Raw genomic sequence first — 21206 nt, 5'->3', positions numbered from 1 at the left:
GGGCCGATGCTGCGGGCTTTGCTTCTGAGCGCGGCGGTTTTGTCTGCCGCGCCGGTGCTGGCGCAGGACGCGAACCGCGCCCAGACGCTGGCTGACATCAAGACCGAGCTGGGTCAGCTTCAGTCCGAGATCGACAGCCTCCGCCAGGAGCTGAAGGCCTCGGGCGCGGCTGGCCTGCAAAAGGCCGGCGGTGCCTCGGCGCTTCAACGGATGGATTCGATGGAGCTCTCGCTGAGCCATCTGACCGACCGCGTCGAAGGGCTCGAGAACCGCATCAACCGGGTCGTCGCCGATGGCACGAACCGTGTGGGCGATCTCGAATATCGGGTTTGCGAGATGGAGGACAACTGCGACATCTCCACCCTCGGGGCCACCAAGCCGCTGGGCGGCGGGGCTGCGGGCAGCGCGCCCTCGGTGACCGCGCCCGCGCCAGATGCCTCGACTGGCCCGGATCTCGCGATCAACGAAAAAGCCGATTACGACGCTGGCAAGAAGGCCTATGACGCGGGAGATTACGCTTCGGCGGCCGATCTATTCAATACCTTCAAGCAAACCTATCCTGGTTCGCCCCTGACCGGGGACGCGATGTATTATCGCGGTCTCGCGCTTCAGCAGCAGGGCGATACAGGGGCGGCGGCGCGCTCCTGGCTCGACGGGTTCTCCGCCGATCCGAGTGGCGCGCGAGCGGGCGACAACCTGCTTTCGCTCGGCAAAGCACTGGGACAGCTCGGTCAGACCAACGAGGCCTGCACGACGCTCGGTCAGGTCGGCGTGCGGTTCCCCGGCTCCTCGGCGGCCAGCGAGGCGCAAACCGCGCGGCAATCGCTGGGATGCCCGTAAACGACGATTTCACGACCCGCGCGGCCGCCCGGATGGAGGCGGTCGGGCGGGGCGAGATCTCTCCCGAAGACGCCTGGCTCCACCACTGGGCCGACAGTGCTTTTCACACCTTTCCCGAAAACATCCGCACCCGGATCGGCGTCGCCGTCTCGGGAGGTTCGGATTCGATGGCGACGCTGACGCTTCTGGCGCAGTTTCACGAGGTCGAGGCGGTGACCGTCGATCACGGCCTGCGTCCGGAGGCCGCGGACGAGGCGGCTTTCGTGGCCCGCTTCTGCGCGGGACGAGGCATTCCTCATCGGATCCTGCATTGGGATGGGCACGCCGCCGAAGGCAACTTGATGGATGCTGCGCGCCGGGCGCGGCTGTCGCTGATCGGGGCTTGGGCACGCGAGCGCGGGATCGGCATCGTGGCGCTTGGCCATACCCGCGACGATCAGGCCGAGACGTTCCTGATGCGGCTTTCACGCGAGGCGGGGCTGGAAGGGCTTTCGGGCATGCGGCGGAGGTTCACCGCCGAGGGCGTGCTTTGGGCGCGGCCGTTCCTGACGCAGAGCCGCGCCGAGCTGCGCAGCTACCTGAGCCGCCACGACATCGTCTGGATCGAGGACCCGAGCAACGAGAACGAGCGCTTTGACCGAGTGAAGGCGCGCAAGGCCCTCGCCGCGCTGCGCCCGCTCGGGATCACGGCGGAAAAGATCGCGGCGTCGATGCATCACCTGGAGATGGCCGAAAGCGCGCTCGGCTTCGCGCTGGGACGGCTGGTGGGCGCACATGTTCGTGAGGTCGCGGGGGATCTGTTGATTGACGCGCAAGCCTTTCTCCGTGAAATCGACCCCGAGATGCAGCGCCGGTTGATCGTCGCGGCGCTGCGCTGGGTGTCGGGCGCCGATTACGCGCCGCGCGCGACGAAGGTCGAAACCTTCCTGACCAACTGGCGGGAGAAGCGCGATCGCACGCTGCATGGCTGCCGCATCACCGTGAACGAAAGCGAAATCCGCATCACCCGCGAGGCGCGTGCCGTCCGCGATTTGCGCGTTCCTGTCGGGGAAAACTGGGATCGCTGGGACGTCGTCGGCCCTGAAGGCGAGGGACTTGAGATCGCGGTGCTGGGCGCGGAGGGTTTGCGTCAATGCCCCGACTGGCGCGAGACCGGTCTGCCGCGCGCATCACTGTTGGCAAGCCCTGCGATCTGGGCAGGCGAACGCCTTGTCGCCGCGCCGCTTGCGGGGCTCGCGGAAGGGTGGACCGCGCGGATTTCCCGCGGCGCATTCGCCGCTTGGCTATTTGGACGTTGAACCCGGGCGCGTAATGCCTATTTTCACAGGACAGAGGCGGCGACCGGTGGTCAGTTGCCCGGTACGATTGGAGGATATCCTTTGGGCAATGCGCGCAATCTGGCCTTCTGGGCGGTGCTGTTCCTGCTGATTTTGGCCCTGTTCAACCTTTTCGGTGACGGGCAATCTTCGATGAACTCGACCCAGGCGACCTACTCGGAATTCATGGACGCCGTGGACAAGGGCGAGGTGAAGACCGTCCAGCTCGACGGTGAAGAGGTGCGCTACCAGCTCGCCGACGGCACGACCTTCACCACGATCAAGCCGATCGAAGATCCGATCGCCGAAAAGCTGATCGGCAAGGGCGTTTCGGTGCGCGTCGTCAAACAACAGCAATCGGGCTTCATGTCCCTGCTGGGTGTCTGGCTTCCCTTCCTCGTGCTGATCGGGATCTGGATCTTCTTCATGAACCGGATGCAGGGCGGCGGCAAAGGCGGCGCGATGGGCTTCGGCAAGTCCAAGGCGAAGCTGCTGACCGAAAAGCATGGCCGCGTGACCTTCGACGACGTGGCCGGCATCGACGAAGCCAAGGAAGAGCTTGAAGAGATCGTCGAATTCCTGCGCAACCCGCAAAAATTCTCGCGTCTTGGCGGCAAGATCCCGAAAGGCGCGCTGCTCGTGGGCCCTCCGGGCACCGGTAAGACGCTTCTCGCGCGCGCCATCGCTGGTGAGGCGGGTGTTCCCTTCTTCACCATCTCGGGCTCCGACTTCGTCGAGATGTTCGTGGGCGTCGGCGCAAGCCGCGTGCGCGACATGTTCGAGCAGGCCAAGAAGAACGCGCCCTGCATCGTCTTCATCGACGAGATCGACGCGGTCGGCCGCGCACGCGGCGTCGGCATCGGTGGCGGCAATGACGAACGCGAACAGACCCTCAACCAGCTCCTCGTCGAGATGGACGGCTTCGAGGCGAATGAAGGCATCATCATCATCGCGGCGACCAACCGCAAAGATGTGCTTGACCCCGCGCTGCTGCGTCCGGGCCGTTTCGACCGTCAGATCCACGTGCCGAACCCCGATATCAAAGGCCGCGAGAAGATCCTCACCGTCCATGCTCGCAAGGTTCCCGTTGGGCCCGATGTCGATCTGCGCACCATCGCGCGCGGCACGCCGGGCTTCTCGGGGGCGGACCTGATGAACCTCGTCAACGAGGCGGCGCTGATGGCTGCCCGTGTGGGCCGTCGCTTCGTCTCGATGGAAGATTTCGAGAATGCCAAGGACAAGGTGATGCTGGGTGTCGAGCGCCGTTCGATGGTGCTCACGCCCGAGCAGAAGGAAATGACCGCCTATCACGAGGCCGGTCACGCCATCGTCGGCCTGTCGCTGCCCAAATGCGATCCGGTCTACAAGGCGACGATCATCCCGCGCGGTCAGGCGCTTGGTATGGTCGTGTCGCTGCCGGAGATGGACAAGCTCAATTACCACAAGGACGAGGCCAAGCAGAAGATCGCCATGACCATGGCGGGCAAGGCGGCCGAGATCCTGAAATGGGGCGAAGAGCATGTTTCGAACGGCCCGGCGGGCGACATTCAGCAGGCGTCTGCCATTGCACGTGCGATGGTGATGCGCTGGGGTATGTCCGACAAGGTCGGCAATATCGACTATGCCGAGGCGCATGAGGGCTATCAGGGCAACACCGCCGGCTTCTCGGTCTCGACCAAGACGAAAGAGCTGATCGAGGAAGAGGTGCGCGCGCTGATCGAAGAGGGCTACCAGGAAGCCCGCCGCATCCTCCACGAACGTCACGACGACTGGGAGCGTCTGGCTCAGGGCCTGCTCGAATACGAGACCCTGACCGGCGACGAAATCAAAAAGGTGCTCGCGGGGGATCCGCTTGGCGGGGATAGCGATGATGGGTCTTCGGGCAGCCTGCCCTCGGTGACCGCGCTTCCCAAGACCGCGAAGAAAAAGGACAAGGGCGATGGCGGGGCGGAAACCTCGCCCGAGCCCTCGGCCTGACGGGGAGGAAGGGGCCGATGGGCGAGGGCACGATCGCCGGAACGGGCGCGCGGGACTGGGATCCCGATGCCTATAGCCGGTTTCGCGATTTGCGGCTGCGTCCGGCGCTCGATCTGATCGCGCGTATCCCGACCTTGCCTGAACGCGGCAAGATCATCGACCTCGGCTGCGGCAATGGCGCGGTGGCCGAGGCGCTCAGCCACCACTATCCCAAGCGCAAGCTGGTCGGTGTCGACAACTCCGAGCCGATGCTGCAACGGGCCGCCGCGACCGGCGCCTATCACCGCTGCGATCTGGCCGATATCGCGCAGTGGACTCCGAACAAACCGCCCGCGATGATCTTCTCGAACGCTGCGCTGCATTGGCTGCCCGATCACGCCGAGCTTTTCCCGCGCCTTGCCGGGTCGATGCGCGAGGGCGGTGTGCTTGCGGTCCAGATGCCCGCGCAGCAAAGCGCTCCGTCGCATCGTATCCTGCGCGATCTGGCGCAGGAAATGTTCCCCGACCGCTTCGATTTCACCGGATGGGTGCCGCCTGTGGCCTCACCGGTGGAGTACGCGAAAATGCTCTCGTCCTTCGGCGCGTTCGACATCTGGAGCACGGAATATCTGCAGCAGCTTGCGCCCACCCCCGGCGCCCATCCGGTGCGCCGCTTCACCGAGTCGACGGCGATGCGTCCTTTCCTGACGCAACTGGGTGACACCGAGGCGCAAGTGCTTATCGAACGCTATGAAAGCGCGCTCGAGAAAGTCTATCCTTCGAGGGCCGATGGGAGCGTTCTTTTCCCGTTCCGGCGCTTGTTCATCGTGTTGACACTGGGGGGCTGATGGCCGCGCTCAAACCGACGCAATACCAAGGTGAAGTCGTCTGGCTTGGCCGCGTCACGACCGAAGGGGAATTGGTGTCTACCCCCGTCGAAGCATTGGAATTCACGTTCGATGGCCCTGTGGGCGAACTGCATGCGGGACGGACCCGGGCGTCGTGCTCGCGTGTGACGGATCAGCATGAGCGCGGCACCGAGATCGCCAATGTCCGGCAGATGACGATCCTCTCGGCGGAGGAACTGGCCGAAACCGCCTTCGCCATGGGTATTCCCGAGCTTGACCCCATATGGGTCGGAGCTTCGATCGTTCTGCGCGGCCTGCCGGACCTGACCCACCTCCCGCCCTCGTCGCGGCTTCAGAACGAGACCGGCCTGACGCTGGTGATCGACATGGAGAACCGCGCCTGCGTTCTGCCGGGGAAGGTGATCGAGGAAATCTACCCCGAGAAAGGCAAGCGCTACAAACCCGCGGCTCAGGGCCGTCGGGGCGTCACCGCTTGGGTCGAGCGTCCGGGCCGGCTCGTGATTGGTGACACGCTGCGCCTGCACATTCCCGATCAACGCCCCTGGGAGTTGATGGACGAGGTCCGCTGAGACGATTTAGACCAGTGGTCTGTCGCTTCCTTCCCTTTTCCTTCCCAATCAGATGGTTATCCTTGCCCTGGAGGAGGACGATCATGACCACCGATATCGAAATCGCGCGCGCAGCGTCGCTGCGCCCGATGCCCGAAATTGCCGCGAAACTCGACATCCCCGAAGAGGCGCTGATTCCCTGCGGCCGGGATAAGGCGAAACTCGACGCGGGCTTCATCGCAGAGTTGGAGGGACGCGAGAGCGGCAAGCTGATCCTCGTCACCGCGATCTCGCCGACACCCGCAGGCGAGGGCAAGACGACGACGACGGTGGGTTTGGGGGACGGGCTCGCCCGGATCGGCAAGCGCTCCGCCATCTGCATCCGCGAGGCATCGCTCGGCCCGAATTTCGGGATGAAGGGCGGGGCGGCTGGCGGTGGTTACGCGCAGGTCGTGCCGATGGAGTCGATGAACCTCCATTTCACGGGGGATTTCCACGCGATCGGGGCGGCGCATAACCTGCTCGCGGCGATGATCGACAATCATATCTATTGGGGGAACACCCTCGAGATCGACGAGCGCCGGGTAAGTTGGAAACGCGTCGTGGATATGAACGACCGAGCGCTCCGCGATATCGTCGTTTCGCTTGGCGGCGTGTCGAACGGCTTCCCGCGCCAGACCGGCTTCGACATCACCGTGGCCTCCGAGGTCATGGCCTGCCTGTGCCTGAGCCGTGATCTGGACGAGTTGCAGGAGCGTCTGGGACGGATCGTAGTCGCCTATCGCCGCGACCGCTCGCCCATCACCTGCGCGGATATCGGGGCCGACGGCGCGATGGTGGTGTTGTTGAAAGACGCGATGCAGCCGAACCTCGTACAGTCTCTGGAGGGCACGCCGGCCTTCGTGCATGGCGGGCCGTTCGCAAATATCGCGCATGGCTGCAATTCGGTAATCGCGACGCAATCGGCCCTGAAGCTGGCCGATTACGTGGTGACCGAAGCGGGATTCGGCGCCGATCTGGGGGCCGAGAAGTTCTTCAACATCAAGTGCCGCAAGGCGGGGCTGACGCCGAGTGCTGCGGTGGTCGTGGCTACGGTGCGTGCGCTGAAGATGAATGGCGGGGTGGCGAAGGCCGATCTTGGCGCCGAGAATGTCGCGGCGGTCGAGAAGGGCTGTGCCAACCTCGCGCGCCATATCGCCAACACCAAGGGGTTCGGCGTGCCCGTCGTCGTGGCGATCAACCATTTCACCGCCGATACCGAGGCCGAGATCGCGGCAGTCCGGGCCGCGGCCGAGGCGCAGGGTGTCGAGGCGGTGCTGTGCACCCATTGGGCGGATGGCGGGGCAGGGGCCGAGGCGCTCGCAGAAAAGATCGTTGAGCTGACGGAAAGCCCCTCGCATTTCGCGCCGCTCTATCCTGACGACATGGGCCTCTTTGACAAGATCGAGGTCATCGCGAAGCGGATCTATCACGCGGGCGAAGTGGTCGCGGACAAGAAGATCCTCGACCAGCTGCGCGACTGGGAGGCCGCAGGCTATCGAGAGCTGCCGATCTGCATAGCCAAGACCCAATATTCCTTCAGCTCCGATCCGACACTGATCGGGGCGCCTGAGGGCCACATCTTGCCGATCCGCGAGGTGCGGCTTTCGGCGGGCGCCGGGTTTGTGGTGGTGATCTGCGGTGAGATCATGACCATGCCCGGCCTGCCACGCCATCCGGCGGCGGAAAAGATCGGGCTTGATGCGGATGGTCGCATCACAGGGCTGTTCTGAGCGGGTGGCCTTGAGCTTGAGCGCGCAAGCTGCGATAGGGGTCGCAAGTTTCTCAGGAGCCTTGCCGATGAAAGCCCCATCTGAGCTGCACACGATGGAGGAGCTGCGCGTCGAGATAGACGCGCTCGACCGCGAACTGGTCGAGATGCTCGCGGCGCGCGCGCGACTGATCGAGCGCGCGGCAGAGCTCAAGCAGGGCAATGGCTGGCCCGCACGCATTCCCGACCGGGTCGAGGACGTCGTCGCGAAAGTGGTCGCCAAGGCGGAGGTCGCCGGTCTCGACACCGGGCTCGCCGAGCGTCTGTGGCGTGAGATGATCGAGCATTTCATCGCGCAGGAAGAGAAAGTTCTGGGCAAGGGAGATCAGGCATGAGCGCCAAGATCATCGACGGGAAAGCCTTCGCAGCCGAGGTGCGCGAGAAGGTGGCGGGCCATGTCAGCCGCCTGAAGGAAGTTCATGGCATCACCCCGGGCCTCGCCGTGGTGCTGGTGGGCGACGACCCGGCCTCCGAAGTCTATGTCCGCAACAAGGGCAAACAGACGCTGGAAGCGGGGATGAACTCCTACGAGCACAAGCTGCCCGAGGATACGCCCGAGGCCGATCTCCTGGCGCTGGTAAAGCAACTCAACGCCGATCCGGCGGTGCACGGCATTCTCGTGCAGCTGCCGCTGCCTCAACATATCGACGAGGAAAAGGTGATCAACGCGATCACCCCTGACAAGGACGTGGATGGGTTCCATATCCTCAATGTCGGCCTTCTCGGCACCGGGCAGAAGGCGATGGTGCCCTGTACGCCGCTCGGCTGCCTGATGATGCTGCGCGACCATCACGGTTCGCTCTCGGGGCTGAACGCGGTGGTCGTGGGCCGCTCGAATATCGTCGGCAAGCCCATGGCGCAACTTCTGCTGCGCGACAGCTGCACGGTAACCATCGCGCATAGCCGCACCAAGGATCTCGCCGATGTCTGCCGCCGCGCGGACATCCTCGTCGCCGCGGTGGGCCGTCCGCAGATGATCCCCGGCGACTGGGTCAAGCCCGGTGCGACCGTGATCGACGTCGGCATCAACCGCATCCCCGCCCCCGAGAAGGGCGAGGGCAAGACGCGACTCGTCGGCGATGTGGAGTTTGACAGCGCGGCGCAGGTCGCGGGCGCGATCACCCCGGTGCCCGGGGGGGTCGGTCCGATGACGATCGCATGCCTTCTGGCAAACACTGTGACCGCCTGCTGCCGTGCGAATAACCTTCCAGAGCCCGAAGGTCTGACCGCCTAATTTAAAATTAGGTAAGGTTTCCCTTACGTTAGAAGAAATCCGCGACCCTTTTCGTTGCGTCGAAGCGGTGCCTTGCGCTACCTCTTTCGTAACGGGATTTCAGGGAAGTCGGCATGTCCGAATTCTGGCGGATTTACTTGCGGGCATTGAAGATCCCGGCATTGCCGGTGATCTGGCTCGTTGCGTCCGCCTTCGGCGTCATCGCTGGACCCTTCGGCTCGCTTGAGGGGATGAGCTTCGGCGGGCGTCTTCTCTACTGGCCGCTGGTGGTAGGGATGGCGATCCTGATCGGTACCGCAATTCGCATCTTCGTGCGGCGCAGGTTCAGGTTGCGGGTTTTCTGGCTAGAGGCGCTGGTGGTCGCATCGCTTGCGGCGCTCGTGCTTGCCGGACCGATTTTCCAGATCACCGCTTGGCTCGCGAATGACCCCGAGTTGCCGGACCTCGGGGTGCTCCACATGTTGGGCTATATCTTCGGATTGTCGATGGCGAATTCGGTCCTGCGGCGGCGGATGGCGCCGTTGCAAGGGCGGTCGCGTCGCAAAGCGGTTGAACGCGTCATCCCCGCTCGGCCGCCCGAGCCCGACCCCGCTCCACGCCTCCTTGATCGGGTCGAGCCAACGCTGCGTGCGCCGCTGATCCGGCTCTCGGTCTGCGATCACTACGTGGATGTGGTGACCGAGGCCGGACAGGCGAGCCTTCTGATGCGCCTCGCCGATGCGATCGCCGAGACGGAGGGAACCCCCGGTCTGCAGGTGCATCGCTCGCATTGGGTGGCGCAGACGGGCGTGCGCGCGATCCGTCGCGCGCGGGGCAAGACGTTTCTGGTGATGGCCGACGGAGAAGAGGTGCCCGTTTCGCGCACCTATCAGGCACAGGTCGAGGCGGAGAATTTCCCCGCCTTCGACGAAAGCATCGCGGCCCAGTAAGGCTTAGTGGACGATCGCCTCGTCCTTCACGAACATGTTCATCCATGCGCGGTCCACCAGTTCGGGAGTCATCTGGTTGGGAATTCCCTCGAACTCGCAGATCGAGATCATCTGGTCGATCAGGAAGATCGGCTGATAGTTCGCATAGATATTGTCGATCGTCGGGTATTTCACCTTGAGCAGATGCAGCAGCGCCTTTTCGTCGAGCGGCATCTGGCGCTTCTTCGCGACCATCTGGAAGATCTTGAGAAAGCCCGCCTGATCGGGACCGTCGATCTTGATCTTGAAGAAGATACGACGCAGCGCCGCCTTATCGAAGATCTCGTTCGGGTGGAAGTTGGTCGAGAAGATCACCAGCGTGTCGAAGGGGACCTCGAATTTTTCCCCCGATTGCAGCGAGAGAATGTCGCGGTTTTCCTCGAGCGGAACGATCCAGCGGTTCACCAGTTTCTGCGGCGGTTCTGCCTGACGGCCAAGGTCGTCCACGATGAACACGCCGCCCGAGCTTTTCAGCTGGAGAGGTGCGGTATAGGTGCGCGCGGTCTTGTTGTATTTCAGATCGAGCATGTCGAGCGACAATTCACCGCCGGTGATCACGGTCGGGCGCTCGCAATAGACATAGCGGGTGTCGAACTGCACGCCGCGTTTGCGCAGTGCGGTCGGATCTTCCTCGGGCAGCGGCGCGGGGGTGTGAACGATCGGGTCGAAGACGGTGATGACCTGACCGGCATATTCGATCGCGCGGGGGATATAGATGTTGTCGCCGATCGCGTCGCGGATGCCGTTCGAGATCGAGGATTTCCCGTTGCCGGGCGGGCCGTACATCAGGATCGAGCGCCCCGAGGAGACCGCCGGACCAAGCTGGTCGATCAGCGTGGGCGGCAGGATGAGGTGCCCCATCGCGCCCAGAAGCTGCTGGCGGGTCAGCTGGATGTTGCGGATCGACTGCCGCTTCACCTGCTCGCGATAGACGGTCAGCGGCACCGGCATCGCGCCGTAATATTCCGACTGGCTGAGCGCATCGAGCGCGCGCGCCTTCCCGGTATCCGACAGCTGGAAGCCCATCTCGCCGCCCGAGTTCGCATGAAGCGTGCCCATTGCCTCGACAAGACCCTGCTTGCGGCAGATGTCGATCAGTTCCTGCGTCAGCGTGATCGGAATACAGATCAGTTTCGACAGCGCCGAGGCCGTGTCCGTATTGGTCCGGAACATCGTCTTGAGCAGGATATCCCGCATCATGACGAGGTTGATACCCGTATCGTCCAGCGACCGGGGAAGCGGCGGAGCGATGACGTTCGCGGCCATCATATTCATCGGGCGGTTTCCTCTTGGCTGCTCGTCCCGGACTGGAAAAAGCCGGGGCCTGAAGACGTGGTCCCAACCAATATGGCCCCGGATTGTGGCCAAAAATGGGAAAAACAGCGCAATCGGCGCGAAGCGCGCACCGACCTGAGAACAATTGTTGCGGAAATCAGGACAGAGCGACGATCAGCAGATAGGCCCAGAGCGTGCCGACCAACGCGAGGCCCATCGGGAAATCCTTGCGCTTCCAGCTGACCCAGTCAGGCGTCGCGTTCACCACCGCCGGAATCGCCCGCATGATGCGATGTGCGGTGAAGGCCGAGAGCAGGAAGGCGCACAAGAGCAGCATCGTCAGTTCGATATGGAAGGCGTCATGGGCGAAATAGGGGGCGGCTGCGGCCGCGAATTTCGCGTCTCCCGCGCCGAAATGCGCGATCTGGTTCAGGATGAAACCCACGAGGAAGACCACGACCGCATGGCTCCACCGCCAGGCGTAGACATCGAGCGGCAGCAGCAGCGGACCCGCCAGCGCGAAGATGACCAGAAGCGCCATCACCGCCTTGTTGCGGATCTTCATGAATTTCAGATCGGTAAAGACCACCCAGGCACAGACCGGGGTGATCAGCACCAAGAAAACCAGTGCCGCAAGCTGCGGGGAAAGACCGAGCATTGCGTCAGCCTTTCACCGTCGCCCCGGGCCCGGCATCAAGCGCCTTGAGGGCGCGGTCCGCCTCGGCGAAATATTGCGGGTTGGTGTCGATTGCATCCTGAAGCAGCGACTTGCCCATGGTGACGTCGCCACGCTTGATCGCCGCGAGCGCCGCCGTGTAGAGCAGCTGCGCGCGTTCCGCCTGGGTCATCTCGATCACCGGCAGCTCGTATTTGCCCTGGCTTGCGCGGGCGAGCACGAGGTTGTTCTTCGTGGTGAAGCGATGCGGATCGTAGGTCAGCGCTTCCTTGAAGAGCTTTTCTGCCCCGGCGGCATCGCCGCGCGTCAGCTTCGAGAAGCCCCAGTTGTTGTAGATGCCCGAAGGTTTGGTGGTCAGACCGGAGGCGGTCTCATAGAAGCTGTCGGCCTTGTTCCATTGTTTCTCGCTGTCGGCGACCATAGCCTCGAGGCGGTAGCGGTCGTAGGTTTCGTGCGTGGGCGGGATCGAACTGAGCGTCTTCTTCGCCCCGGCCCAGTCATTGGCGCGGATCTGGGCATCGGCCATCGAGACCCGATCATCATTCGTCGCGCCCGGCAGGGCGAGTACCTGTTCCCATGCCTTCACTGCCTGTACCGGCTTGTCGGCGCGCACCAGAGACTTCGCAAGGCCGCGGCGGATGTCGATCCGATCGGGGTTCTCGGCGGCGGTGCGCTGGAAATAGGCGACGGCTTCGTCAGGATCGCCCACGGTCAGCATGATGTCGGAAAGGTTCGACTCGTCGACCGCGTTCACGCTTTTCATCGCGCGGGCGACCTCGGCATCGCTGCTGTTGCCCATGCAGCCGGAGAGAGTCATCGCACAGCCCGCGAGGGCTGCCAGAAAGATCGGGTGGCGCATATTGCTGCGTCCTTTTTGCTCGAGCCTCAGTGCTGCGTCAGAAGCAGGTATTCACCGGCACCCTTCCTGACGAGCTTGAACTGACTGTCCTGCGGAGCAGAGTAACCCGGTTTTTCCAATTTTGCGAGCGCCAGTCGCAGGTTTTGCCGGATCGAGTCCGATTGGCCACTGTCGAGCGCGAAGGCGGTCTGGAAGACGCGCGAGGCCTCGGCATATTTACCGCGCTCCATCAGCACCACGCCGAGATTGTTCCACGCGGGAACGAAGGTTTCGTCCTGTTCGATCGCGCGGCGCAGCATCTGTTCGGCCTGGTTGAGACGGCCCAGTTTCAGATCGGCCGAACCGATCCCCGACAGCACTTCCGCCGTCGCGCCATGTTCGGCCGCGGCCCGGTAATAGGCTTCGAGGGCAAGCTCGTACTCGCCCGCTTCCATCAGACGATGGCCGACGAGAAGCCCGTCGACAGCCTTTGCATCGGGCTTGGCGCCGGGTGCGAAGAGACCGCCTTTCTCAGCCGAAAGGCCGCCTGTGGAACAAGCGGCCTGGCTCAGCAGGAGCAGAGCGGCCCAGAGATGGCCGCGTCGCGGTCGGATCATCGGGTTACATGCCCATATTCTTGAAGTTCTCAAGCATATCATGGATCGAGGGGCCGACAAGGATGATCAGGAGAGGCGGCACCGTGAACATCATCGTGCCGAGCGTCATCTTGGTCGGGATCTTGTTGGCGGCCTCTTCGGCGCGCATGATCCGCTTGTCGCGCATGTCGGCGGCATAGAGGCGCAGCGCCTCGGCGATCGAGGTGCCGAATTGCTGCGACTGGATCATCACGGTCACGAAGCTCGCGACATCGGCCACCCCCGAACGCTCGCCGAAGCGACGCAGCACGTCGGATTTGTTCAGGCCGGCCTTGATCTCATGGGCGACCATCGCGAATTCCTCGGCCAGCGAGGGGTAGGAATTGTGCAGTTCCTTGGAGACGCGGATGATCCCCTGGTCGAGCGACTGACCGGCTTCCACGCAGACGAGCAGCATGTCGAGCGCGTCGGGAAAGCCGTTCTGGATCTCGGCGGTGCGCGCCTTGACGCGCTTGTTGACCCAGTATTTCGGAGCGTAGTAACCGATCGCGCCGGGCAGCAGCACGGCCATGATCGTACCGATCGTGCCCATTTGCTGACCCTCGGGGGCGGTCGTGTTGGTGATCACCACATAGAGCGAACCAAGCGTGAGCAGCCCCAGCCCCATTGCGAACTGGATCGCGTGGAAGGTTCGCACGGCATTGGTTCCGCGATAGCCGGCGCTCTGGAGCCATTTCTTCGATTCCGACATCTCGTCGGCATTCTTGGGCTCGAGGAAGGCGGCATATTTCTCGAGCTTGTCCGAACTGCCATCGCGCAGTTTCTGGCGGTTCCCTTCGTTCTTCGCCTGACTTTGCTGGTGGTGACGCGGCGCGCCCCCGCGCAGACGCTCAAGCGGGTCGGCGCGCTTTTTCAGCAGCGCCGGAAGCGCGGCCAGCACGAACAGAAAGCCCAGACCGGCGAGCGCGATCATCGGACCCATCGGCCCAAGCGTATCGATCAGCAGGGTGTTGATGGCGGAGAGATCCATGAAAGACTCCTCAAACCTTGATGGTTGTCATGACCTTCATGAAGATCATGTTCGCGCCGAGCAGGGCGAAGACGACGATGGCGGCGGGAATGAAAGCCGTCGTTTCTTTCACGTCGTCGTAATAATGCGGCGAGATGACCTGGATGATCACGAGCACCGCAATCGGGAAGGCCGACAGGAAGATGCCCGACCAGCGCGGTTCTGCAGTGATGGCGCTCACCCGGCGGAACAGGCGGAAGCGCGACCGGATCACCTTCGAGAGGCCATCGAGCACCTCTGCGAGGTTGCCGCCCGAGGTCTGCTGGATCGAGACCGACACCGCGAGGAAGCGCATGTCCTGCATATCGAGGCGCTCGGCCATTTCCGAGATCGCCTCGGAGACGTTACGGCCATAGGCGGCCTCGTCGGCGATGATGCCGAATTCGGAGCCCAGCGGATCGGGGATCTCGCGCGCAACAGCCTGGATCGCGGACGCCAGCGGGTGACCGACGCGCAAGCTGCGCACCATCAGTTCCACCGCATCGGGCAGTTGCTCTTCCATCAGCGCCATGCGCTTCTTGGCCTTGTTGTTCACCCAGAAATAGACACCGCCGACACCCATTCCGAGCGCGAGCGCGATGCGGATATAGATGCCTGCCTCCGAGGTCAGGCTGAGCGCCACGAAGGCGACGAAGCTGGCAAACGCCATGATCGCGATCAGCGCGATGGGCGAGAAGGCGATATTGGCTTTCTGAGCCTTGGTCGCGAGCAGCGAATAAAGAGGGATGGTCCGGGCCTCGGTGTGCTGCGTCGCTTCCTTGCGGAGGCGTTCGAGCACTTCCTCGCGTCGCTCGCCCTTGTTGAGCATTTCGAGGCGGCGGTTCACGCGCTTGTTGAGCGAGATCGACTTGCCGAAGAAGAGCAAGTACATGCCCTCGACCAGCAGCAGGACTGCGATGAAGATCAGCAGGTAGATGACGGGCGTCGCCATTTGGTGTCTCCTTAGTCCTGCACGGGTTCGTAGATCGAGGCCGGCAGGTCATAGCCCCACTGGCGGAAGCGATCGGAATAATGCGAGCGCACGCCGGTCGCGGTGAAGCGACCGATGATCTTTCCGTCAGGGGCAAGGCCCAGACGCTCGTAGCGGAACACTTCCTGCATCGAGATCACGTCGCCTTCCATGCCGGTGATCTCGGTGATCGAGACCATGCGGCGCGAGCCGTCCTGCAGACGCGAGGCCTGCACGATCAGGTTCACAGCCGAGGCGATCTGCGAGCGCATCGCCTTCATCGGCATTTCGATCCCGGCCATCGAGATCATGTTCTCCAGACGTGCGATACCGTCGCGCGCGGAGTTCGCGTGAATGGTGGTCATCGAGCCGTCGTGGCCGGTGTTCATGGCCTGAAGCATGTCGATGACTTCCTCGCCGCGCGTTTCGCCGACGATGATACGGTCGGGACGCATCCGCAGCGCGTTGCGAAGACAGTCGCGCTGAGTGACCGCTCCCTTGCCTTCGACGTTCGGCGGGCGGCTTTCCATCCGGCCCACATGGGTCTGCTGAAGCTGAAGTTCCGCTGTGTCCTCGATCGTCAGGATGCGTTCGGAGTTGTCGATGAAGCTCGACAGCGCGTTGAGCGTCGTCGTCTTACCCGAGCCCGTCCCGCCCGAGACGATCACGTTGAGGCGGGTGGCGACGGCGGCCTGAAGATAGGCGGCCATTTCCTCGGTGAAGGCCCCGAACTGCACGAGATCGTCGATCCCGAGCTTGTCCTTCTTGAATTTACGAATCGAGACGAGCGAGCCATCGACCGCGATCGGCGGCACCATCGCGTTGAAACGAGAGCCATCGGCCAGACGGGCGTCGACATAGGGGTTCGATTCGTCGACGCGACGACCCACGGCCGACACGATCTTGTCGATGATGCGCAGCAGGTGGCGCTCATCCTTGAAGGTGATGTCGCTCAGTTGCAGTTTGCCGGCGCGTTCCACGAAGATCTGGTTGGGGCCGTTCACGAGAATATCGTTCACGGTCTCGTCCTTCAGAAGCGGCTCGAGAGGCCCGAGCCCCATCACTTCGTCATAGAGTTCCTGATGCAGCGCCTGCCGGTCCTGGCTGTTGAGCGCAACCGCCATCTCCGACATCGCCTCGGCGGTGATATCGGCGATCTCGGTCTTCAGCTCTTTCTCGGACGCATGTTCGAGCGCGGCGAGGTTGAGATTCTCAAGGAGGCGCTTGTGCAGCTCGACCTTGAGTTCCTGCATCCGCTCCTTGCGCTTACGCTCCTTGTCGGCGGCGGCAGCGTCAGCCGGAGCCTTTTGCGGCAAGGGCTTCCGATGCACTGCCGTCTTCGGCGCGGCGTCGATCGGCGGCGGGGCTGCGGGCGCGGCGGCTGTGCTGACCGCGCCGTTTCCGGGTTTGGCGGGCTGTTTCTTGTAGCGCGAAAACATCAGTCCGGGGTCCTTTCGGCTCAGGCCGCGACTTCGATCGACTCGCCAAGTTCGACGAGAGAGCCGGCGAGTTTCTGGATTTCCTTGCGCAGCGGAATTTTCGGCGATGACAGCGCCAGCGGCAGGCCATGGTCATTCGCCTGGGTGATGAGCTTGCCGCCATCCGACATCATCAGTTCGATCGAGATGTCGAGGCTCTCGGCGAGGCGCTTCACGCGAGCCTTTCCGTTGAGGTCGGTAAATTTCGGCGCGCGGTTGAGCACGTAGCGAAGCTTCTCGGTCGGCAGGCCCTCGGCCTTGAGCGCCCGCACCAGACGCAACACGTTCTGAGCCGAGCGCATGTCCATTTCGAGAAGCCCGAAATAGAGCTGTGCCTTGTTGAGCACGGTCTCGGTCCAGCTCACGACGGTCGAGGGCATGTCGATCACGACGAAGTCGAAATGCGACCGCGCCATGTCGATCAGGCGCTCTACGTCTTCTCCCGAGATCAGGTCGAGGGGAAGCATGTCGGCGGGGGCGGTGAGCACGTCCACCTTGTCGTTGAAGCTCAGGAGTGCCTGCTTGAAGCTTTCGCCATCCATGTGCTCGGTGTCGCTGAGCAGTTCGTAGATCAATTCGCGGCGCGGCAGATCGAGATAGGTGGCGGTGCTGCCGAATTGCAGGTCGAGATCGAGCAGGCAGACGCGCGGGGAGGGGCGCGTTTCCTTCTTCTTGCCGTCATGGGCCGTCGCGAGTTCCCAAGCGAGGTTGACCGCGAAAGTCGTGGCGCCCACGCCGCCCGAGAGCCCGTGAACTGCGAGCACGACACCGTCGCGGCCACCGGTATTGGTCATCACCGGCGCGTGGCTGCGCACCGGAAGGTCGGGAACCGCCGCCTGGCCCAGACGCTCGATCGCATCGTGCAGCGCGCCTTCGGGCAGCGGATAGGGCACGAAATCATCCGCGCCGAGACGCAGGAGCTGGTGCAGGGCGATCGGGCTGACTTCCTCGGCGATCAGGATGACGCGGATATTGCGCTCCTTCGCCTCGGTGATGATGCCCGAGATCTTGGTGAGCTCGTCCTCGTCCTCACCATCCACGGCGATCGCGATGAATTCGAGTTTCGAGGCGTCGGGTTGTCCGAGAAAGATCACAGCCTCGTCAAAGGTGAGGTCCCCCCAGCTTTCGCCGAGCTCGGTTTCCATATCCTCGATCAGCAGATCGAAATTCGAGACGTCGCGCGAAACCGTGCAGGCCTGGATTGGCGCCGGCTCTGTCGTCATCATTGCTGCTGCACTCATTAGCCTCTGTCCTTCGTTTCCTGGGCCCACGGTCGCCGGGGATCGCGCCCTCTCATGCGCCGCAGGCCAAGTATGACTCGGCGTCACACCTTTTCTGCCGGGGATCAATCTGGGCAGGAATCTGGGCGAGATTGGGGCCAGACTGTTTCAATTGTGAGGTTTTGAGCGACGATAAAGAGAAACGGCGGGCTTTGTTTATCAAGCCCGCCGTTTGTTAATGTCGATTGTCGCGAAACCGCGATCACTCGTTCGGGACTTAGCCGCCCGGAGTGCCTTCGTTCACCGTCGTCAGCGGCATCACCGAGGCGGAGCGCACATACTCGCGATAGACGACGCGGGCATATTTTCCGTCGAGCGGGATCGCTTTGCCACCGCGCACGATCCCGGACACCTCGGTCACCGTCCGGCGATTCTGCTCGTTCGGCGCTTGGGTGTAGACCAGGGGCTGCGTTTCGCCGTAGGAAACGACCGCCTCGAGGCGCGAGCGCGAGATGCCCTGGGCGACGAGGAAGTTCACCACCGTACGGGCGCGACGCAGGCCAAGGGCCTTGTTATAGGCATTGCTGCCCACAAGGTCGGTGTGGCCGTAGACGCGGAACCGTACCTCGGGGAATTGCCTGATCCAGTCGGCTTGCAGCATCAGCACGCGCTGCGCCTGAGCATCGAGCACCGAGGAGTTGAAAGCGAAATGGACCGTGTTCGGCACATCCGCCGCGAATTTGCGCGTCATGTTGATCGCGAAGCTCTCATCCCCGCTCATCAGCGCGGTGTTGTGCGCGATGGTGGCTCCGAAATTCGCGGTGCCGTCCATGTTGGAGCCCGCTTCGGAATGGAGGATCTTGGCACCTTCCGAGCAACCGGCCAACGCCAGTGCCGCAGTAAGAAGGATTGCCGAGCTGCGCAGCTTGTTCGCCTGACCCATCATCTCTCTCACTCCATCACGTAGCCATAGGAGCCCGAGAAGTCCTGCTTGGCGACCTCGGCGGCCGGGCCCCTCGTGGGCTTGGTCGGCGCGCTCAGGCCTCCGGCGGTCTTGCCATAGAGGAAGAGTTCGGACTCGGTGGGCAGTTTCAGACGATCGGTCGGCAGGGCAAGCGCCTCGCCCTTGACCGGCGACACAAGATGCGGGGTCACGATAATCACGAGCTCCGATTGCTTGCGCTGGTAATCGGCAGAGCGGAAGAGCGCACCCAGCACCGGCACATCGCCGAGCCACGGGATCTGATCGTTGAGATCGGTGAAGTCGTCCTGCAGAAGGCCCGCGATCGCGAAGCTCTCGCCGTCACGCATCTCGACGGTGGTCGAGGTCGAGCGTTTCTTGAAGGCGTTGACCGTGAAGCCGCCCTGGCTCATCGAGACGGTGGTGTCGATCGCCGAGACCGCAGCCGCGATCTCGAGGTTGATCACGTCGCCATCCACGACGCGCGGGGTGAAGGCCAGTTCCACGCCGAAGGGCTTGTACTGGATCGAGACCGAGTTGTCCTTGAGCACCGGGATCGGGTATTCGCCACCGGCGAGGAAATCCGCCTGCTGGCCGGAAAGCGCGGTCAGGTTCGGCTCGGCCAGTGTGCGCACGACGCCTTTCGATTCCAGGGCTTCCAGAAGCACTGCGAATTGAAGGTTGCCCGCGGTGAAGCCCAGGCCGATCGCGCCCTTGTCGCCTGCGATCGGAACGGTGCCGCTGTCGAACATGCCCGAAACCGCACCGGTCGCGGTGTAGTTCCCGGTTGCGGCGATGCCCGAGAGGTTGCCGCCCGTGCCGCGAACGGCGAGCGAGGAGGCGAGGCTCTTGGCGACAGAGCGCTGCATTTCCGCGAAGCGCACTTTCAGCATCACCTGCTGGGTTCCCGCGACCATCATCAGGTTCGAGACCCGGTCGGGTGCGTAGCGGTTCGCCAGATCGAGCGCGCGATCGAGCTTTTGTGCCGAGGAAACGGTGCCAGAAAGGACGATCCCGTCATTGGCGGTCCGCACGTCGATATTCTCGCCCGGAAGGATTTGCTTGAGACGTTCCTTGAACTCAGCCACGTCGGGCGTGACCTGCACGTCGACGTTCGAGATCAGCTTGCCGTCCGCTCCGAGGATCGTCAGCGTCGTGCGGCCGGGCAGTTTGCCCAGCACGTAGATCGAGCGGTCCGAAAGCGTCTGGATGTCCGCGATGCCGGGGTTGGCGATCGACAGCTCTGCAAAGGGGGTGTCGCTTTCCACCACGACGGCGCGGTTCATCGGAACATGCAGGGGGGCCTGCGCGGTGCCCGACATTATTCGAAGCGTTTCCGCGTGCCCCGGTGCGAATATTGTGGTGCTCAGTGCCATGCCAAGAAGGCAGGCCCCTACGATAGATTTCAGTCTCATTGTGACCCTGCCTCTCCGATCACGCCTCGCCACAGGTCTTTTTGCCTGCTTATGGGACAGATTGCGTCCATTGTTTTGCGGAGCATGCCCCAAGACCGGTTTTTTTGCAATAATCAATGGATTGGCGAGAGTTTTTGATGTGGAAAACCTGTCGCAAACGAGCAACGGGGCCCCGTGAGGCCCCGTGCAAATAGTTGAAAATGTGTCATTTGCTTAGTTTGTGCAGGGGATCGGCGTTTCGATGATCTCGCTGCCTCTGCGGGTCTTGATCGTGCAGACCTTGGCTTTTTCGACCTGCCGAACCTGTTCTCTCTGGATCCCGAGGAGCTGGTTGCGGTCGATCTCGATCGTGCCGACCTGGTCGGTATCATGAGCGCCCACGAGAGAGAGAGTCAGGCGTCCCGTGTTCTGCGCGAGCGTGAGGGCCGCGACCTGCTCGGGGCTGACTTCGGCGGTGACGGTGCGCGCGATCTGGGTCTCGGCGGAGCGGTCGGGATCGGCATTTTGGTCAATTGCGATGAGTTTCAGGTTCGCTTCGATCAGCTTCGTCACCGGCTCGTCATTGATCGCACCCGACCAGTAGACATCGACCATATCGCCCGGGCGCAGGAAGCCCGAGACGCCGCTGGCGACGTTGACCTGGATGGTGAAGGCACGGCGGTTGGGTTGCAGGCTCGCAAGGATGCCGGCATCGGTACCGGGCTTGGTCACGCGCGAGCTCAGCACATATTCATTGGCCGAAAGCGACCGCATGGTGGCGCGCGGGCGGGCTTCACCCTCGACGAAAACCGCCTTTTCGGCTTCCGGCGTGCCCGCTTTGGCAACGATCTGCGAGTAGGTGCCTTGCGGCAGCGCGCTCGCCTGAACCTTGATCACCGCGAGATCCTGCGCGGTGAACCGCTCTCCGTATTTGAGAGGCTTCTTGACGACGACGACATTGGCGAGGCGCGGTGCGTTCTTCTGCATCGCCACAAGATGGTCGCGCTCTGCCTGGAACTGCGCGATCTGGCCTTGCGCCATGATCACGGCCACCACGGCAAGGCCGATCCCGGCGACGAGAAACAGGGCGAACATCAGTCGCATCGTCTTTTCCTTCCGTTTTCATTCCGGACACAATGCCGGCGGGTGACATGCTCTATCGCAGGCAAAAAGGGCAATAAAATGGCGTCGTGGGGGAAATTGTTTCCG

20 protein-coding genes are annotated in these 21206 nt (G+C 63.1%); 9 read left to right on the top strand and 11 right to left on the bottom strand.

Annotation, left to right across the window (positions count from 1 at the left end):
* Nucleotides 1-6: 6 nt before the first annotated feature.
* From ybgF to BMG00_RS14010, 9 genes are all read left to right on the top strand, one after another.
* Nucleotides 7-840 (top strand): tol-pal system protein YbgF, encoded by an 834-nt coding sequence (gene ybgF / locus BMG00_RS14050; RefSeq protein ID WP_093470100.1) that lies wholly within the window; start codon nt 7-9, stop codon nt 838-840.
* Nucleotides 831-2138 carry a tRNA lysidine(34) synthetase TilS gene (tilS, locus tag BMG00_RS14045; protein WP_245795039.1) on the top strand — a complete coding sequence of 436 codons (1308 nt, stop codon included), beginning with the start codon at nt 831-833 and terminating at the stop codon, nt 2136-2138. Before ybgF ends, tilS begins: the two co-directional genes overlap by 10 nt.
* 81 nt (nt 2139-2219) lie before the next feature.
* Nucleotides 2220-4133 carry an ATP-dependent zinc metalloprotease FtsH gene (gene ftsH / locus BMG00_RS14040; protein ID WP_078529141.1) on the top strand — a complete coding sequence of 638 codons (1914 nt, stop codon included), beginning with the start codon at nt 2220-2222 and terminating at the stop codon, nt 4131-4133.
* 17 nt (nt 4134-4150) lie between these two features.
* Complete coding sequence (locus BMG00_RS14035; protein WP_078529143.1) at nt 4151-4960, top strand: methyltransferase domain-containing protein; 810 nt, start codon at nt 4151-4153, stop codon at nt 4958-4960.
* Nucleotides 4960-5550 carry an MOSC domain-containing protein gene (locus BMG00_RS14030; protein WP_078574759.1) on the top strand — a complete coding sequence of 197 codons (591 nt, stop codon included), beginning with the start codon at nt 4960-4962 and terminating at the stop codon, nt 5548-5550. Before BMG00_RS14035 ends, BMG00_RS14030 begins: the two co-directional genes overlap by 1 nt.
* 83 nt (nt 5551-5633) lie before the next feature.
* Nucleotides 5634-7301, top strand: coding sequence for a formate--tetrahydrofolate ligase (locus BMG00_RS14025; protein WP_078574758.1), 1668 nt, complete (start codon nt 5634-5636; stop codon nt 7299-7301).
* Between the two features lie 67 nt (nt 7302-7368).
* A complete protein-coding gene (locus tag BMG00_RS14020) occupies nt 7369-7674 on the top strand; it encodes a chorismate mutase (protein ID WP_078574757.1) in 306 nt (101 codons plus the stop codon).
* Nucleotides 7671-8573 carry a bifunctional methylenetetrahydrofolate dehydrogenase/methenyltetrahydrofolate cyclohydrolase FolD gene (gene folD, locus BMG00_RS14015; RefSeq protein WP_078529151.1) on the top strand — a complete coding sequence of 301 codons (903 nt, stop codon included), beginning with the start codon at nt 7671-7673 and terminating at the stop codon, nt 8571-8573. The genes BMG00_RS14020 and folD overlap by 4 nt, the downstream gene beginning before the upstream one ends.
* A gap of 113 nt (nt 8574-8686) precedes the next feature.
* Nucleotides 8687-9502, top strand: coding sequence for a LytTR family DNA-binding domain-containing protein (locus tag BMG00_RS14010; protein ID WP_078574756.1), 816 nt, complete (start codon nt 8687-8689; stop codon nt 9500-9502).
* A 3-nt stretch (nt 9503-9505) separates the two neighbouring features.
* Here the strand turns inward: BMG00_RS14010 and BMG00_RS14005 are convergent, their stop codons facing one another.
* The 11 genes from BMG00_RS14005 to cpaB form a co-directional block, all read right to left on the bottom strand.
* Nucleotides 9506-10816: an ATPase gene (locus tag BMG00_RS14005; RefSeq protein WP_078574755.1), complete on the bottom strand. Its 1311-nt coding sequence runs from the start codon at nt 10814-10816 to the stop codon at nt 9506-9508.
* 157 nt (nt 10817-10973) lie between these two features.
* Nucleotides 10974-11474, bottom strand: coding sequence for a prepilin peptidase (locus BMG00_RS14000; RefSeq protein WP_078529157.1), 501 nt, complete (start codon nt 11472-11474; stop codon nt 10974-10976).
* Nucleotides 11475-11478: 4 nt separating this feature from the next.
* Nucleotides 11479-12351 (bottom strand): tetratricopeptide repeat protein, encoded by an 873-nt coding sequence (locus tag BMG00_RS13995; protein ID WP_078529159.1) that lies wholly within the window; start codon nt 12349-12351, stop codon nt 11479-11481.
* A 26-nt stretch (nt 12352-12377) separates the two neighbouring features.
* On the bottom strand, nt 12378-12947 hold the full coding sequence (locus tag BMG00_RS13990) for a tetratricopeptide repeat protein (protein ID WP_078529161.1): 570 nt from the start codon (nt 12945-12947) through the stop codon (nt 12378-12380).
* 4 nt (nt 12948-12951) lie between these two features.
* A complete protein-coding gene (locus BMG00_RS13985; protein ID WP_078529163.1) occupies nt 12952-13956 on the bottom strand; it encodes a type II secretion system F family protein in 1005 nt (334 codons plus the stop codon).
* 10 nt (nt 13957-13966) lie between these two features.
* Nucleotides 13967-14926 (bottom strand): type II secretion system F family protein, encoded by a 960-nt coding sequence (locus tag BMG00_RS13980; protein WP_078529165.1) that lies wholly within the window; start codon nt 14924-14926, stop codon nt 13967-13969.
* Nucleotides 14927-14937: 11 nt separating this feature from the next.
* On the bottom strand, nt 14938-16383 hold the full coding sequence (locus BMG00_RS13975; RefSeq protein ID WP_078529167.1) for a TadA family conjugal transfer-associated ATPase: 1446 nt from the start codon (nt 16381-16383) through the stop codon (nt 14938-14940).
* Nucleotides 16384-16403: 20 nt separating this feature from the next.
* Nucleotides 16404-17663 (bottom strand): CpaE/TadZ family protein, encoded by a 1260-nt coding sequence (locus tag BMG00_RS13970; protein ID WP_078529169.1) that lies wholly within the window; start codon nt 17661-17663, stop codon nt 16404-16406.
* A gap of 256 nt (nt 17664-17919) precedes the next feature.
* Nucleotides 17920-18588: an OmpA family protein gene (locus tag BMG00_RS13965; RefSeq protein ID WP_078529171.1), complete on the bottom strand. Its 669-nt coding sequence runs from the start codon at nt 18586-18588 to the stop codon at nt 17920-17922.
* A gap of 5 nt (nt 18589-18593) precedes the next feature.
* On the bottom strand, nt 18594-20018 hold the full coding sequence (locus tag BMG00_RS13960; RefSeq protein WP_078574754.1) for a type II and III secretion system protein family protein: 1425 nt from the start codon (nt 20016-20018) through the stop codon (nt 18594-18596).
* 213 nt (nt 20019-20231) lie between these two features.
* On the bottom strand, nt 20232-21101 hold the full coding sequence (gene cpaB / locus BMG00_RS13955) for a Flp pilus assembly protein CpaB (RefSeq protein WP_078574753.1): 870 nt from the start codon (nt 21099-21101) through the stop codon (nt 20232-20234).
* Nucleotides 21102-21206: the final 105 nt, after the last annotated feature.

The sequence above is a fragment of the Thioclava marina genome (genome assembly GCF_002020135.1).
GTDB classification, from domain to species: domain Bacteria; phylum Pseudomonadota; class Alphaproteobacteria; order Rhodobacterales; family Rhodobacteraceae; genus Thioclava; species Thioclava marina.
The sequence above is the reverse complement of the archived record's forward strand: the minus strand, read 5'-3'. Positions and strand labels throughout refer to the sequence as shown.

What these genes read in the sequence shown, in the direction of transcription:
- ybgF (WP_093470100.1), top strand. Translation starts at nt 7, where the DNA reads ATGCTGCGGGCTTTGCTTCTGAGCGCGGCGGTTTTGTCTGCCGCGCCG.
- BMG00_RS13995 (WP_078529159.1), bottom strand. Translation starts at nt 12,351, where the DNA reads ATGCGCCACCCGATCTTTCTGGCAGCCCTCGCGGGCTGTGCGATGACT.
- BMG00_RS14030 (WP_078574759.1), top strand. Translation starts at nt 4,960, where the DNA reads ATGGCCGCGCTCAAACCGACGCAATACCAAGGTGAAGTCGTCTGGCTT.
- BMG00_RS13975 (WP_078529167.1), bottom strand. Translation starts at nt 16,383, where the DNA reads ATGTTTTCGCGCTACAAGAAACAGCCCGCCAAACCCGGAAACGGCGCG.
- BMG00_RS14025 (WP_078574758.1), top strand. Translation starts at nt 5,634, where the DNA reads ATGACCACCGATATCGAAATCGCGCGCGCAGCGTCGCTGCGCCCGATG.
- BMG00_RS14010 (WP_078574756.1), top strand. Translation starts at nt 8,687, where the DNA reads ATGTCCGAATTCTGGCGGATTTACTTGCGGGCATTGAAGATCCCGGCA.
- BMG00_RS14035 (WP_078529143.1), top strand. Translation starts at nt 4,151, where the DNA reads ATGGGCGAGGGCACGATCGCCGGAACGGGCGCGCGGGACTGGGATCCC.
- BMG00_RS13970 (WP_078529169.1), bottom strand. Translation starts at nt 17,663, where the DNA reads ATGAGTGCAGCAGCAATGATGACGACAGAGCCGGCGCCAATCCAGGCC.
- BMG00_RS13985 (WP_078529163.1), bottom strand. Translation starts at nt 13,956, where the DNA reads ATGGATCTCTCCGCCATCAACACCCTGCTGATCGATACGCTTGGGCCG.
- cpaB (WP_078574753.1), bottom strand. Translation starts at nt 21,101, where the DNA reads ATGCGACTGATGTTCGCCCTGTTTCTCGTCGCCGGGATCGGCCTTGCC.
- BMG00_RS14020 (WP_078574757.1), top strand. Translation starts at nt 7,369, where the DNA reads ATGAAAGCCCCATCTGAGCTGCACACGATGGAGGAGCTGCGCGTCGAG.
- BMG00_RS13980 (WP_078529165.1), bottom strand. Translation starts at nt 14,926, where the DNA reads ATGGCGACGCCCGTCATCTACCTGCTGATCTTCATCGCAGTCCTGCTG.
- tilS (WP_245795039.1), top strand. Translation starts at nt 831, where the DNA reads ATGCCCGTAAACGACGATTTCACGACCCGCGCGGCCGCCCGGATGGAG.
- BMG00_RS14000 (WP_078529157.1), bottom strand. Translation starts at nt 11,474, where the DNA reads ATGCTCGGTCTTTCCCCGCAGCTTGCGGCACTGGTTTTCTTGGTGCTG.
- folD (WP_078529151.1), top strand. Translation starts at nt 7,671, where the DNA reads ATGAGCGCCAAGATCATCGACGGGAAAGCCTTCGCAGCCGAGGTGCGC.
- BMG00_RS13960 (WP_078574754.1), bottom strand. Translation starts at nt 20,018, where the DNA reads ATGAGACTGAAATCTATCGTAGGGGCCTGCCTTCTTGGCATGGCACTG.
- BMG00_RS14005 (WP_078574755.1), bottom strand. Translation starts at nt 10,816, where the DNA reads ATGAATATGATGGCCGCGAACGTCATCGCTCCGCCGCTTCCCCGGTCG.
- BMG00_RS13965 (WP_078529171.1), bottom strand. Translation starts at nt 18,588, where the DNA reads ATGATGGGTCAGGCGAACAAGCTGCGCAGCTCGGCAATCCTTCTTACT.
- BMG00_RS13990 (WP_078529161.1), bottom strand. Translation starts at nt 12,947, where the DNA reads ATGATCCGACCGCGACGCGGCCATCTCTGGGCCGCTCTGCTCCTGCTG.